Source organism: Enterobacter sp. 241F3, assembly GCF_034106785.1.
Classification (GTDB): domain Bacteria; phylum Pseudomonadota; class Gammaproteobacteria; order Enterobacterales; family Enterobacteriaceae; genus Enterobacter; species Enterobacter vonholyi.
This window is the reverse complement of sequence record NZ_JAWNDD010000016.1, coordinates 1-13,820: the sequence shown is the minus strand read 5'-3', so window position 1 is coordinate 13,820 and position 13,820 is coordinate 1. Positions and strand designations below refer to the sequence as shown.

General features: G+C 43.8%; 15 protein-coding genes and 1 pseudogene. 6 read left to right on the top strand and 10 right to left on the bottom strand.

The annotated features are described in order from the left end of the window. Positions 1–34: 34 nt before the first annotated feature. Entirely contained in the window at positions 35–1,225 is a 1,191-nt protein-coding gene (gene uxuA, locus UR504_RS21340) for a mannonate dehydratase (protein ID WP_302235074.1), read from the top strand. Between the two features lie 99 nt (positions 1,226–1,324). On the opposite strand, the gene yeiP is transcribed toward uxuA, so the two are convergent. Then, on the bottom strand, positions 1,325–1,897 hold the full coding sequence (gene yeiP, locus UR504_RS21335; protein WP_008500940.1) for an elongation factor P-like protein YeiP: 573 nt from the start codon (positions 1,895–1,897) through the stop codon (positions 1,325–1,327). A gap of 164 nt (positions 1,898–2,061) precedes the next feature. Here yeiP and UR504_RS21330 point away from each other — a divergent pair. Beyond that, positions 2,062–2,145, top strand: a pseudogene (locus tag UR504_RS21330) (YkgJ family cysteine cluster protein); the annotation flags it as partial. A gap of 35 nt (positions 2,146–2,180) precedes the next feature. Here UR504_RS21330 and UR504_RS21325 read toward each other — a convergent pair. Then, positions 2,181–3,272 carry a DUF4236 domain-containing protein gene (locus UR504_RS21325; protein ID WP_226834871.1) on the bottom strand — a complete coding sequence of 364 codons (1,092 nt, stop codon included), beginning with the start codon at positions 3,270–3,272 and terminating at the stop codon, positions 2,181–2,183. Between the two features lie 219 nt (positions 3,273–3,491). Here UR504_RS21325 and UR504_RS21320 point away from each other — a divergent pair, with 219 nt between their 5' ends. The 3 genes from UR504_RS21320 (at position 3,492) to UR504_RS21310 (ending at position 5,836) form a co-directional block, all read left to right on the top strand. Further along, complete coding sequence (locus tag UR504_RS21320) at positions 3,492–3,758, top strand: YkgJ family cysteine cluster protein (protein WP_072059494.1); 267 nt, start codon at positions 3,492–3,494, stop codon at positions 3,756–3,758. Positions 3,759–4,065: 307 nt separating this feature from the next. Further along, a complete protein-coding gene (locus UR504_RS21315) occupies positions 4,066–4,692 on the top strand; it encodes a hypothetical protein (protein WP_226834870.1) in 627 nt (208 codons plus the stop codon). Further along, the gene (locus UR504_RS21310) at positions 4,685–5,836 is read left to right on the top strand and encodes a hypothetical protein (protein WP_226834869.1); all 1,152 of its coding nucleotides are present in this window, start codon (positions 4,685–4,687) and stop codon (positions 5,834–5,836) included. Before UR504_RS21315 ends, UR504_RS21310 begins: the two co-directional genes overlap by 8 nt. 93 nt (positions 5,837–5,929) lie before the next feature. Here UR504_RS21310 and UR504_RS21305 read toward each other — a convergent pair whose 3' ends face one another. The 5 genes from UR504_RS21305 to UR504_RS21285 all read right to left on the bottom strand — a co-directional run bounded on the left by UR504_RS21305 (position 5,930) and on the right by UR504_RS21285 (position 9,858). Beyond that, positions 5,930–6,589, bottom strand: a complete 660-nt coding sequence (locus tag UR504_RS21305) for a hypothetical protein (RefSeq protein WP_226834868.1) — start codon at positions 6,587–6,589, stop codon at positions 5,930–5,932. Beyond that, a complete protein-coding gene (locus UR504_RS21300) occupies positions 6,586–6,858 on the bottom strand; it encodes a hypothetical protein (RefSeq protein ID WP_226834867.1) in 273 nt (90 codons plus the stop codon). The genes UR504_RS21305 and UR504_RS21300 overlap by 4 nt, the downstream gene beginning before the upstream one ends. Positions 6,859–7,385: 527 nt before the next feature. After that, entirely contained in the window at positions 7,386–8,057 is a 672-nt protein-coding gene (locus UR504_RS21295) for a recombinase family protein (RefSeq protein ID WP_226834866.1), read from the bottom strand. A gap of 308 nt (positions 8,058–8,365) precedes the next feature. Further along, on the bottom strand, positions 8,366–9,106 hold the full coding sequence (locus tag UR504_RS21290) for a PP2C family protein-serine/threonine phosphatase (protein WP_047355790.1): 741 nt from the start codon (positions 9,104–9,106) through the stop codon (positions 8,366–8,368). Next, positions 9,103–9,858 carry a serine/threonine protein kinase gene (locus tag UR504_RS21285; protein ID WP_226834865.1) on the bottom strand — a complete coding sequence of 252 codons (756 nt, stop codon included), beginning with the start codon at positions 9,856–9,858 and terminating at the stop codon, positions 9,103–9,105. Before UR504_RS21285 ends, UR504_RS21290 begins: the two co-directional genes overlap by 4 nt. Positions 9,859–10,117: 259 nt before the next feature. Between UR504_RS21285 and UR504_RS21280 the strand changes: the two genes are divergently transcribed. Further along, the gene (locus UR504_RS21280; RefSeq protein WP_226834864.1) at positions 10,118–10,762 is read left to right on the top strand and encodes a hypothetical protein; all 645 of its coding nucleotides are present in this window, start codon (positions 10,118–10,120) and stop codon (positions 10,760–10,762) included. 337 nt (positions 10,763–11,099) lie between these two features. On the opposite strand, the gene UR504_RS21275 is transcribed toward UR504_RS21280, so the two are convergent. From UR504_RS21275 to UR504_RS21265, 3 genes are read right to left on the bottom strand one after another with little or no spacing between them, the layout of a single operon-like run. Further along, positions 11,100–11,684 carry a hypothetical protein gene (locus UR504_RS21275; protein ID WP_226834863.1) on the bottom strand — a complete coding sequence of 195 codons (585 nt, stop codon included), beginning with the start codon at positions 11,682–11,684 and terminating at the stop codon, positions 11,100–11,102. 1 nt (position 11,685) lies between these two features. Then, complete coding sequence (locus UR504_RS21270) at positions 11,686–12,036, bottom strand: hypothetical protein (RefSeq protein WP_047355786.1); 351 nt, start codon at positions 12,034–12,036, stop codon at positions 11,686–11,688. Beyond that, positions 12,026–12,790: a lysozyme inhibitor LprI family protein gene (locus tag UR504_RS21265; RefSeq protein ID WP_226834862.1), complete on the bottom strand. Its 765-nt coding sequence runs from the start codon at positions 12,788–12,790 to the stop codon at positions 12,026–12,028. The genes UR504_RS21270 and UR504_RS21265 overlap by 11 nt, the downstream gene beginning before the upstream one ends. Positions 12,791–13,820: the final 1,030 nt, after the last annotated feature.

The window sequence follows — 13,820 nt, the reverse complement described above, 5'->3', positions numbered from 1 at the left end:
GCATATTGGTATAACAACTTAAGAGGGTGAGGCAATGGAACAAACCTGGCGTTGGTACGGGCCGAACGATCCGGTTTCTCTTGATGATGTGCGTCAGGCTGGCGCAACGGGTGTCGTCACGGCGCTGCATCATATTCCTAACGGTCAGGTCTGGCCGGTAGAGGAAATACAGACGCGTCAGGCGCTGCTGGCGGAGAAGGGATTAACCTGGTCTGTGGTGGAAAGCATTCCTGTTCATGAAGATATCAAAACCCATTCCGGGGAGTATCAGACCTGGATTGCTAACTATCAGCAGAGCATTCGTAACCTCGCGGCCTGCGGTATTGATACGGTTTGCTATAACTTCATGCCCATCCTCGACTGGACGCGAACCGACCTCGAATATCAGATGCCGGACGGCTCAAAAGCGCTGCGTTTCGATCAGATTGCCTTTGCAGCGTTCGAGCTGCACATCCTGAAACGGCCTTGCGCCGAAGCGGATTACACCGCGGAAGAGCAGCAGCAGGCACTCGAATGGTTCAATGCAGCCAGCGACGCGGACATCGAAAAGCTGACCCGTAATATTATTGCGGGCCTGCCGGGTGCCGAAGAGGGGTATACGCTGGATCAGTTCCGCGCCCGCCTGGCGGAATACGGCAATATTGATAAGCATCAGCTGCGTGAAAACATGGCGTATTTCCTGCGCGCAATCGTGCCGGTTGCGGAAGAGGTAGGGGTTCGCCTGGCCGTGCACCCGGACGATCCACCGCGTCCAATCCTCGGCCTGCCGCGCATTGTTTCCACAATTGAAGATATGCAGTGGCTGAAAGAGACGGTCGACAGCATCTATAACGGCTTCACCATGTGTACCGGCTCCTACGGCGTGCGGGCGGATAACGATCTGGTGCGGATGATTGAAACCTTCGGCGACCGCATTCATTTTACGCATCTGCGCGCGACCTGCCGTGAAGAGAACCCAAAAACCTTCCACGAGGCGGCTCACCTGGGCGGCGATGTGAATATGGTGGCGGTGGTAGACGCCATTCTGGCCGAAGAGGCGCGTCGCAAGCAGATTGGCGATGTGCGTCCTATTCCGTTCCGTCCTGACCACGGCCATCAGATGCTGGACGATCTGCGTAAGAAAACCAACCCAGGCTATTCTGCGATTGGCCGTCTTAAAGGGATGGCGGAAGTGCGCGGCGTTGAGCTGGCGCTGAAGATGACGAAGTATCCGGAGCTTCTGTAAGCGCCACCGGACCAACAATAAAAAAAACCGGCCTGAGAGCCGGTTTTTGTGTTTTTGCAGGTCGGGTAAGGCGAAGCCGCTACCCGACAAATGCCGCAATCAGTCAGCGCGGCCCATATAGCGTTTTTCTTCGATATGGATGCGGATCTTCTCGCCAGCGGAGAGGTATTCCGGCACCTGCACAACCAGGCCGGTCGTCAGGGTAGCAGGTTTGTTACGCGCACTTGCGGATGCGCCTTTGATGCCGGGTGCCGTTTCAACGATTTCCAGATCGACGGTCTGAGGCAGTTCCAGCGCCAGCAGCACGCCGTCCCAGGTCAGAACCTGCATGTCAGGCATACCGCCTTCAGGAATGAACAGCAGCTCTTCTTCAATCTGATCTTTGGTGAAGATGTACGGGGTGTAATCTTCTTTGTCCATGAACACGTATTCGTTGCCGTCGATGTAGGAGAAATCAACATAGCGACGGGTCAGGGTCACGGTATCGACAATATCGTCACCTTTGAAGCGTTCTTCCACTTTGAGGCCGGTACGCACATCGGCGAAACGCATTTTATACAGCGTTGCTGCACCACGGGCGCTTGGTGCCTGAATGTCGATATCTTTCACAATCAGCAGTTTGCCGTTGTAATTCAGCACCATACCTTTCTTAATTTCGTTCGCTCTTGGCATTGCAGTAATCCTGTTTACGGGAGGTAAAAAATATCGCGCCAAATTACTCGCGCGCGGCCTTTCAGGCAAGTGGAATTCGTGGCTTTTGCTATCAATACGCAAAAGGTGTTACTGTGCGCGCGATGCCCGACTACGCGGGCCATCGTCAGCGAAAGAGAGCATTTATGGATTGCCGTCCCGATTGTGGCGCGTGCTGTACTGCACCGTCCATTTCAAGCCCCATTCCTGGAATGCCCGAGGGCAAGCCTAACATTCAATTATTCGCAGTTTAAAAATGACATAGCTAAGCAGAAATGACTTTTTTGCTAAGTGTTTCAATTGAATGTGAAAAGCTTTCTCCATAGCCAGTTTTCGACAGCTGTAATAACTCATTTAGTCCAGAATGACTTGTAAACGAAAGGTTTTCATACAAGCATATAGGAAGTTCTGAATTGTCTTTAAATCTTCTGTCTGGGCCTCCAGACTTGTTCACATACTTCCATGTCCTGCCAACGACTATGGCATCTCCAGGTACACCTTCGCTTTCAATGAATCGACTGTCACCAACATTAACGAATAGCTGGTTATAACCAACTGCGCCAACACCTTCACGGTCATAAACGAGTACTCTATCTGGAAAAAAATGTAATGTTTGGCGACCGACATTGATAGCAATCGTCTCAATATTTGTTTTAACAAAGGGAGGCTTTGATTTGCTGATAGAGGTTATTTTTCTGCGTAGTAAGTTACCAGCCCCGGCATGATACTTGGGGTCATAAACGGCTCCAGATGCTTCTATATGCCATACTTTTGAGCAGCTTGCGAGCTTGGCTCCACTATCATGAAGTTGCTGGTAACATGCCATCATTTGATCATCAAAGTCATAAAAAAGAACAGTAGTCTTTCTTAGCTGATCGTACATGTAAGCAAAAACAGAAATTGCTGCCCCTAAGATAAATCCTATGGCGAGGCACCACTCAGGCCATGCCTGTGAAAAACCGTAAAGTAACAGCGCAATCGAAAGGCAGACGACCAAGGGCCATATTTGTGACTTCTTACGTTTGTTGTTCAACTCTTCAAGCAGTTCTCGGGAACTTGAATCAACGATTTCCGAGATATGGGATGACTCGATTTCCTCAAGAGGTGCATGTGTAGTGTCATGTCCTATTGGGGACTCGTCTGGTACATGTTGAACCTTCTTTCTGTTCTGTGGGACCAGGCTTGGTGAAAGCGAAGCACGATAATAGACTCCACCAGCACCGATGTGGATATAATTTCCTCTTGGGCCAGTCCCAAACCTCAGTCCTTTTATACCAATTGATGCCCCGACTCCTGATTTAGATAGGTTAAATCTCATCGGTCCAACGCGAATGCTTTTCTTGATATGAAAGCTCATTATAACTCCTGGTAAAGCGAGGGGCTGAATTCATCTTATGCTAGGGCGATCTAACTGATAGATTTTACTGCATACGCTTGAGATTTTTAAATGAGCATTAATCCATATGAGAGGACAATCGCGAATTTTATGCGGAATAGTTCTTGGTTACATGCTGTCGCCCTGATTCTGACAATGTGTTAATGTTTTAATCGAATACAAAGAATCTGAGATGCCCTGATGGAATGCCGAATCGATTGTGGGGCCTGTTGCATCGCTCCTTCAATATCCAGTCCTATCCCTGGTATGCCGCAAGGCAAACCAGCAAATGTAAGGTGTGTTCAACTATCTAATGATAATTTATGTAACATTTTTGGATCACATCTTCGTCCTAAAGTTTGTAGTAGCCTGCAACCCTCTTTGGATATGTGTTCAACGAATCGAACAGATGCGATGACATACCTAATCAAACTCGAAGATGAAACTTGCCCTACTGCCACTTTGTAGGTATACGCTTATAAACTACTGTAGGGCAGGACTGTCTACCGGGGCGGGCTCAGTCAACTGTGAGTGCTAAGTCGTATATTGAATGTGCTGCCGCTTTTTTGCTTTGTTTTGAATAAAAAAAACGATAAGATCTTAGTTGTAAACACAGTATATTGATAATTAATTTTACACTGGCTCTATATCTAGTGTCTTAGGTTTTTTGGTTAAAAGTTGTACTTCTATAGTTTGTCAGTCTTTATGCTTCAGCTGGTTTGGCTTTTTCACGTTTAAACCTCACTAGTACGTGGGATGGGATGGATAGAGTTGAATGAAGAGTCATGAGTATATTGTCATATGTGGACTTAATCGTAGTCAGGTTGGCAGATTGCTTGCGATCGTTGCTTCAACTTTGTCCGCTTTTATAATCTTTTCAATGTTGAAAGTGGCCGAGATGCTTAAGCATTTCAACTTCGACAGCCATATCCCTCCTTCTCTCCTATCACTTGGTGGGGCTGGAACCATTTACTTAATTCTCTATAAATTACTGGACAAATCGCTATGGAGAGCGCCGTTAGTAGGCAGAGCTCTGCGCGTGCCTGACCTCTCAGGTAAGTGGCAAGTTCAAGGCTTGACAAAAACGGAGGGGGGTAAGCCTTGGGAGGGGGTGCTAACAATCGTACAGTCATGGGATAAGGTCCGGATTGTTCTCAAAACTGCTCAATCGCAATCTGATAGTGTTACTGCATCGATAATTTACGATGAATGCATTGGTTATCAGTTGCTATACCACTATAAAAACCACCCAAAAATGGGCGAAGAGAACCTTCATGCACATATTGGATTTGCTGAATTCTGGTTTGATGAAGATTTATTAACGGCTGAAGGGCATTATTTCAACGCTCAAGGCCGAGCTACTTATGGCACCATGACAATCAAGAGGATCGCTAATGTCTAGTTCAACTTTCAGTGACCGCATTCAGCGGATGAAAAAACGCCGCAAGGGCTCCCCGGAACAAGTTAAGGTTGCGATGGAGTCTTATAGTGGTGTTGCAATGGATGGTCTTGAGAGTTATGACATATTAGCAAATGTACTTTCCTCTCAGGAAGAGTGGGAGCGTCGTGGCAGGGGAGACAACGCGACACGTTACGTCATAGGTGCTATGCAATCTGTCGAAACTCAATATACTGAGGTATCACTTAATACCGCAAAGCGGATTCAAAACCAGCTTGAAAAAAGACTGAGTGAATATCATCTTGACTTTCGTTTGCAAGGTTCTGTTGCTTTAGATATTCATATTAAGGGTTTCAGTGATGTTGATTTGCTTGTTATTGATAAGCAGATGCTAATGTATGATCGTGATGGGGTTAGACAGAGTCTATATACACCCACATCTAAGAAAGAAGATGATGTTATACTCACATTACGCAATACAGCACGCGATGAACTAAGAAAAGCATTTCCAGAAGCGTACGTTAATGATGAAAATAATAAATCTTTAAGAATTACAGGTGGCTCATTACAACGGGAAGTAGATGTAGTACCCGCAATCTGGTGGGATAATCTTGACTATCAGTTAAGTCAGGAAGAGAGCGACCGTGGGGTAATGATTCTTCAAAGAGATGAGCGTAAACGAATTTATAACTCCCCATTTGTACATATAAAGCGAATTGAGAGTAAATGTGATCGTTCTAATGGTGGCTTGCGTAAAAGCATACGCTTACTGAAGACCATAAAGTCTGACTTCCAAGATGAGGAGGGTACAGAAATCGGTCTTAACAGCTATGATTTAACATCGATTATGTATCACGCCGATGAAAATAATCTACGTCATAATGCATATTATGAGCTTGCTGTATTGGTAGAAACACATCGATGGTTAAACTATCTTTGTTCGCATCCTATTGAGGCGAAAAAAATGGATGTGCCTAATGGTACTAGAAAAATATTCGAGGATGATGATTCATTAAATGAGTTGATGAAGCTAACTAATGTGGTTAATAATTTGGTTAATGAAGTAATGAATGAGCACATTGGTAATTTTGGACGGCAATTAGCACTCAACGAAAGTGAATTGCTCAAAGGCATTCAAGTACTTTAGCTTGAAAATAGAGGGAGGCAGTTAGCCTCCCTCTTTAAAATTTGATAGTTTAGTAAAAAACATTCAGTCAGATTTTTTAAAATGATGATTTTTTCATACAGCAATTTTACGTTGTGTGTTTTCGGCTTCTTTGTAGGATGCTATACCTTTACAGTCACGAGTGACGAGTCTTAAAGTTATCTCTCCGTGTGTTGGTGTATTTGTCCAATATGTTCCGTTCAAAGATAATTGATCTCCCGCTAACTTTAATTCCCCTGCACCGCTTGTTATTGAATGTGCGCCTGAAAAAACTTTTCTTAGTTCAAACACATAGCAAAGCCTGGTCACGTCTGTTTTCGAGCTTCTTAAAAGAGCTTCAAGTCGGGATTCTCCTTCCTGTCTTTCGGTAAAAGATTGAATAGATAGAGTTAGATAGGTTTGTCGTATCACGAAAAAAATAGGAATGACCAATCGGTTTCCGTCAATAGCACCGTAGTCTGACCTTAGCTCTCCAACCCAAACGCCATGGACGAGTGGTCGATTCATCCATTTGGCTAGATGCTGCCAGCGCCAGGCTAATTTTGAAAATACCCCGAAGAATAAAACACAAAGACCAAGCGATGAGCTGAATGCCTTCCATGCAGCAGAGGGTATTGGTTGATGGAGGTAATACCATTGGATAAGAAAAATCAGCAAGCCTAGTAGCCCCAGCAGCCAGCCAAATACTTTTAGTAGGCGTTCAAACTCGGCAGTAGTTAGACTAAGATTATTCATTGGAGCTCACCAATTGTATCTTCAAAACCATTTTTATAAATGTGTATATATCCTTCCGCGGATATTATAGCGGCAGCTTCCACTTGTGGTAAGGTTGATATTAGCTTAGCTGTCATCTGACGAGCACCTTGCGGCCAAACAGCTAATGGGTTGGCAAGAGCAACATCGAGAGGAGGAGATACAAATTGCGCAATATGAGTGAGATCTCCGCTTTTTGCCTCAATGAGGTGAAAACCATCATGCATAATGCTTCCACGAGTTGCCAACATTGCAAGAACCTTAAAGACGTGGTCTGCACCCGAAATGGGTAAGCCTTTATCTGCATTAAGGCGCGACCCTAAAGGAACTACAGGCAAGTTCTCGATAGTGCGATAAGCAATAACCCCAATTCCTACAAAATCGGTAGACCTTTGTGCTACTAGTCTAGTTAGAAGTTGATGAAGCCATAACTTGTTTATAAGTCTACCCTCGCCAGTTAAGCATTAACATGTGTGCAAGATCCTACCATCAAACAATTTTTGTATAAAAGGGGTTTATTCACATGACGGTCTTTGAAACTAATTTTTTTCAATAAAAAAATGTAAGCATATTGCTCATAGGATCCTCTTAGGCATGATAGTAGTGCCTCATTGCGAAAGAAGTTTTGGGAATATACAAAACACAGATTTGCGTCGTTATAGTGACATCCTTGATGTTTCCTCGATGTGAGCTAGACCGTTTCCAGGCTGATCATGGCAAAGCAATATACGAAATGCTCCACCAATTGTGAGAAGAATTCCTAACTTTCGCATCGCGCTCAAAGCATATGATCAGATTCGATTGCATTCCGTCTGCTGAAACTATCAGTTCCAGCCCGTTCTAATAACTCTTTCTTGATGCGGTAAAAGGTTGCACGGCTTATATCTGCCGCTTTCATGATGTGGGCTGGTTTAACGTTCTGCGCCAGCATTTCGCGAACAGTCTCACGGGCTTCCATATCTTTTTCTTTCCCCGTATACAAACCAGCCTGTTTTGCTCTTGCGATACCCTGTGCCTGGCGTTTACGTCGGGTTTCATAATCTTGTCGTGCCATTGTCGCAAGAATATCGATCAGCATTGCATTGACTGCCCGAAGAATGCCACTGGTTAGGTCGTTACCGGACATTTCAACCATCTGCCAACTGGTCGGTAAGTCCATTGATACGATCACCAGCCCTTTACTGTTCAACGTAGCTTTGAGTTCAGCCCATTCTTCATATTGAAGACGACTGAGACGGTCAATCGCTTCAATTAGAAGCAAATCGCCAGGCTGTGCTTCCGCAAGAAGGCGCATCAGTTCCATACGTTCCAGCTTCGCACCGCTGGCATTCTCGATGTATTCTCCGGCTACTTGCCAGTTTTTGCTTTGCGCAAATTCGAGCAGGCTAACTAATGCACGATCAGCATGTTGGCCTTCGGTAGATGCACGGCAATAGATACGGACATTCATTATGCATTCTCTTTTGAATATTAAATTGACACCCATATGATACAGTACGTGTTTTTGTTTTCAATAGAGTCAAATTTAACCCTATTGATACTTTGTGTCATGGTCTTTATCAGGTATACCCAAAAGAGAAAGTACCTATAGTCTTATATCAAGAATGATTCTCATCAACTTACTGCGGAATTTGTGTTGTGTTTAGCAGCGAGGAACTATTTGTTGTGCAAGTAAGCGAGACAATAGAAAACCTCCATCATGAAGTGAACCCCGAAAGTTGGACATCCAACGATTAGGGGTTCACTTCACGAAGGCGGTTAAAGAACCCTGTATCTAACTGCGATCAATGAATGGTCGTCTATCGGACCAGCTCGCTCGATACGTTTATAGAGGCTGGATGCAAAACTTGAAGGGTTTTCTAATGTGTTCGGTGAGAAACGTGGTCTTTTTTCCCAGAATGCATGTGTACCATCTGACATCAAATATACGAATGCTTCGTCACGGTCATTAAGCAGCTCATCATGAGGGATAAAGGTTTGCTGGAAATCGAGCGGGATCGCATTCGCAATTGCCGTAGTGAGAGTATTCTTGCCCGGCAATTGTTTCAGCTCACTCTTGCTGTATATTTTATCATCAAGTAGCTTCTGGTGCTGGGTATGGTCTTTGGTTATTTGTTTGAGTTTAGAATCCGTTTTCACATACAAACGACAATCCCCAACATGTCCAATATGAAGGCCCTCATCATCAACAAAACAAAATGTCAGCGTTGTAGCTGCGTGAGAAAACTTGACGTTCATCTCAGACAATGAAGAAACCCCCTCCTTGAGAGAAAGAAAAAGGCTCGTCATATTTTGCAGATTTCCTTTTCTGACAAGTTCAGGTAGCTCTCTTATAGCTGATTGAGACGCGTTTTGTGCACCGTCATACGATCCAACGCCATCAGCTACAGCAATCAAAAAACCATTATTGATGAGTAGTGGTGGAAGGATGGTATCTTGATTTTCTCTGCGTGGCTCTTTTGAGAAGGAGAACAAGCCACAAGTTAATAATTCAATCATAACCCATTCCCTATAACTATTTTTTCCAAGTCTGCGAGCATTTCATGCACAGAACTATGTCTTTTGGGCGGTTTCCTAGCTGTACTTTTCGTAACCAAGTCATCTACGCCCGGTATTGCCCCTAAGTCCATGTCTTCAATGAGGACACCTAAGGCAAAGATATCTGTTTTTTCTGAATAGATTCCAGCGAAAACCTCTGGAGCCATATAACGCTCGGTACCCATGATTGCAGCTACCTTTGTTATCACCTCCGACTCGGCTTTTTGATCCGCATTCTTGACTAAACCGAAATCAGAAATTTTGTAAGTTCCGTCAGAAAACCTCAAAACGTTTTGAGGTTTTAAATCTCGGTGCCAATAGTTGTGATCGTGGAGGTATGCAACGCCTTCCAGTGTCATGCGAATTGCGCTGATCTTATCCCTTATTGTCATTTCGCCTGAACGCAAAGCCGTTACCAAATCTCCTTCGGCTAAATCCATCACAAACCAAGGCTCATCACCAACCAAGTGATGAAGATAAATAGGCGCAATATTAGTATGCTTACAGTCCGCTTGGTAAGTGACCTCTCTTTCGAACCTACGTATGAATTCATCTCTATAGGCTGGGTCTTGTAGCGCGAAGACTTTTCTTGCATATGCTCCGCAGGTGTGACCTTGATAATTTTGGAGCCGAATCTCTTCAACGTAGCCGAACCCGCCCTTACCAATGCGCCTTATCGGCTTGATAACATAGTTACCATGTGCATCATCCATTTTCACTTCCCGTGCTGGCACTTAATCGTGTGATTTTACATCAATCTTTCTGACGAAGCATGTGCAAACGTCACTGTATCTAAGGACAATCAAACACATGATAAATCTGCTCATAAAATGAGCTATTGTTGATGCCAAATTAATTTCCCGTCGTCTACCAGGAAAAGCTCAGAGCACTGTTACCTAAATGTACTCACTACTTACCTCTGGACTTGCGTGATAGCATGTACCTGTCATGTTGAACTGAGGTGCATTATTAATGAGCTATCCCCACCGCTTTATGAATGGCGAAGAAGACAAAACGGAAGAAATAATAAACACTATCCTTCGCTTCGGAATAAAAGAGGAAATGCTTACCAGAATTAGCGCGCTGCTGATTTTGCAACTTTACGGTTCTTTCATGTCCAGAAGTGAAAACCCTTTCATCATCGTTGATGAAATTTCTTGCCTGGAAGGCAATCCTTTACGGGGCGAAAGCAGAACTAAACCACCGACAATGTTTAACCGGAAGCCTTATCTTAGGGGACTATGGCACAAGCACTATCACGGTGCTGGTATAGATGTTATGGCTAGGAATATACAAATCGCTCTGCAAAATTACGGTTTACCTCGATTAGAAGCAGAAGTTGAAAAAGTCATGAAATCAGGTGAAGAACGATACTTTACAGCTGAAGATGCGGCCCTGATTGCCCATGAGGCTGTAACGGAGAATTGGTTGCGACGTTCGAACGAACAAAAAATAACCGGAGACTGGATTATTTATGCCATCCATGAAGGTAAAAATTACTATCTGAGCCTCGGTCGGCATACTGATGATGAAGCAGAGCTTAGGCGACAAATCGAAACCGCATGTATGTATCAATTCCCTTTTTTGTCAGAAATACTTTGCCCCCTCACGGATTGAGTTTGTAGATTGTTCACTAGCCCCATCAGCCCTACCTTACAGATATTTGCTAAAGATCCGTTGGTTAGTATGCAAGCGATGTAAGCAAGCTAGGTCGTGCTGAGAATACGACTGTGAAATTTGCACTACTAGCTGTGTACAAGGTGAGGGGATTTCTGAAATTTCCGCGGCGGGGAGTTGGGTAAGTCGCCGGGAATTTTACCCGGCAGACCGTATGACAGATTACACCTTATTTTTGATAATGATCATTTTATTCTTTGCAACTATCGTAACGTCTTACTTCTTTTGATTCGTATATAGGGGCATATGCCCCTGTATTTGATGAAAATGAATGATACTACTTATGACAAATCTCCCGATCATAAATTCCACCGTTTAAAGCCAACATTTGCCTCTTCTTCTTTGAAACCATTTTTGTCATGATTTGCGAATCATCTAAGAAAATGCCTCCAAATGTTCCGGGTCGTGCATTCCATCCAGCAATAATCACTGTATCGCCCACGTTTAATGCTGCTACAGTATTGTTATCATAATCCGTATTTTCGAAAAAGAACTTCAGGCCTTCACTTGAATCAGGGATATGTAATGTTACTACCGGATTTTTACTGAAAGTGGCTGCGCTAATTCTTTTTATTTTTCCTGTAACCATCAATCGGCACTTTTTGAAGTCGTTTGTTGCTCTGAACTCATGTTCCTGAAATCGAGCATAAACTTCTTCTGTTGTATACATCCTTGGAAGTATATCGATTATCGATGGCTTTGTTGATTGTTCCGGTTGTTGTAAAGATGTTGAACCCGCATCTGATACTTGTATTGATTCGGATTCTCTGGCCTGGTATGGGATTATTGCTAATCCATTCGATATATAAAGCCCGAATAACATGACAACAGTTGCAGTTGACTTTTTAAATTTTGAGGCCATTTTATTTCTCCATAACTTCTATTTTAACAATACGCTCTCCATTGCGGTATATTTTTACGTCGTCAGACGGATGTTTCACTGCATTACGGATCTCATCCATTGTGTCTTTAGATAGCATATCGCAGCCTTCCATATACATAATCTTGCGGGTATCGGTATCTGATATGTTCGTGAAGCTACTACTGACCCATGAATCAGGTATTTCGATTCCATGTATCAGCTTCATATACTCAACGATAAACGCATCTGTCAGGTGAAATCGTCCGATCGTGTATTGCCCGGCATAGGCATTACCAGAAGACGAAGTTACCCAATCGTTTTTTAAAACCAAAGTCAGCATATTATTTTCCACGTTGAGACTCCAGTTCAGTAATACGCTTATTGGTCATGTCGATAAGACATTTCTGTTCATTATTGCAGTCAGACTTTTTCTTTATCCATTCTCTTTGAGAAGGGAGTAATCGTTTTCGGGTTTCAGGGCTAAGGCTTCTCCAGAGTGAATTAAGTTTCTCATCGCTTGCTTCATAATTGCGTGAATCGACATCTGAGATAGCTACATTATTTTTGGTGGCTTCACGGTTGTTATTATAGAAAATGGGTGCGCGAACTCCCTGAGCGTAGTCTTTAGCTGCTTTGTCCCACACTCCTTGACCATTGGCAGACAGTATTTTCCTGAACTCTGTAGTGTTGAAACTGTAATTGCGGATCTCGCCATTAAAATCCATCTTCACGTTGACAGTGGTTGACTTCGCAATGCCAGTCAAGAAATCCCCGGCTTCTGAACCAAGTGAACAGACTAATTCCTTCGTATCGTCGTTATTCTTTGGGCGCAGTCCGTGCAATGTGAATCTGCCGTTATCAGTTGTCGCAGTGATATCCACCAGCGGCACGATCGATGAGGATTGATTTGCCATCGCGAAGCATATTCCCTTCAGATTTACATCCCTGTCCATCCCGAGAAACATCAGGGCTTTTTGGTCGCTGCTGGCGACACCTGCTGATTTTGCCTCTGGCAAGAAATAGACGGTATTAGATGCGGCAGCCATACATGCAATGAGAACAACGCCTGATGCCATGATTTTTAAAGTTTTTATAAGGATAGTCATTCTGGATACCTTCTTTCTTTCGCACTTGATCGGGGGGCAGAGCACTCGTTCCGTGAGTCTTGCTTGCGAAAAATACCTACTGAAGAATCATGATCTTACATTGATCTGTAAAATCTATCAATACAGAGAAATTGATCTATAAAAACGATCGATTAATGCGAGAAAATATACCGAAAGTTACGGGGGGGTGAAAATTAACTCTTTGTTATTTAGGCATTTTAAGTTTTTTGGGATTGCGTGCGTGGGATGGAAAACTCCCCTTTGCTGGTTGTGTTGAGAAAGATTTCAGGCTCAAGTAGTTAAACCCACAATCCCCTTTGCATAAAGGTATATCTACCCGATAATCCAGCCCCCATGTCTCGTGCATAGCGAAAACAGAAGTGTTATATGCGATTGAGGAGGTAACTGCTTGGGTCACAATGTCTTTCCACCAATAGCGCTGGCTTTTAGTGTGTTTTGTCTTTTGAAGGCTTTGGTGAAAAGGGGGCGAGGTTGTCGATCTAGGGGAGCTGAAAACCGCATTCTATGACTGAGTTTTGTCGATCTAGACGGCTGTAAACCCTTGCTGTAATAGGCTTTTAGTTCCCTTCTATATAGTAAAAATAACAATGATAACCATGTTACAAGGATAAAGGTCACTTCAAAAATCTACGAGCGAAGCGAGTGCGCGAAGCGCTATTGACCGTTATTAGATTTTGAACGATTGGATTCATTCACTAGATTTCTTCGCTACGCTCGAAATCCCTTCGGGCTTCGCCCTCCGGTCCTTACGTTCTTGAAGTTGTTGTAACGACTTCTGTAAGGTGTTTAACTCATTAATTTCGGAGGTTTATTTGGGTGAGAAACCCTGTCCAGGGAATCCCTTCTCTAACTAAAATAGAGATACCAGCAAAGCGAGATAACCAACTTCCCCGATCTATTTGCTGAACGCTCAGTTGATTAGAGCGTTACCAAAAGAGCTGTTGAGAGTTCATTGATTAGCTTTGGAGCAGTGATTGTTTGTGAGTATTCCAAGTCAACACTAAACTAT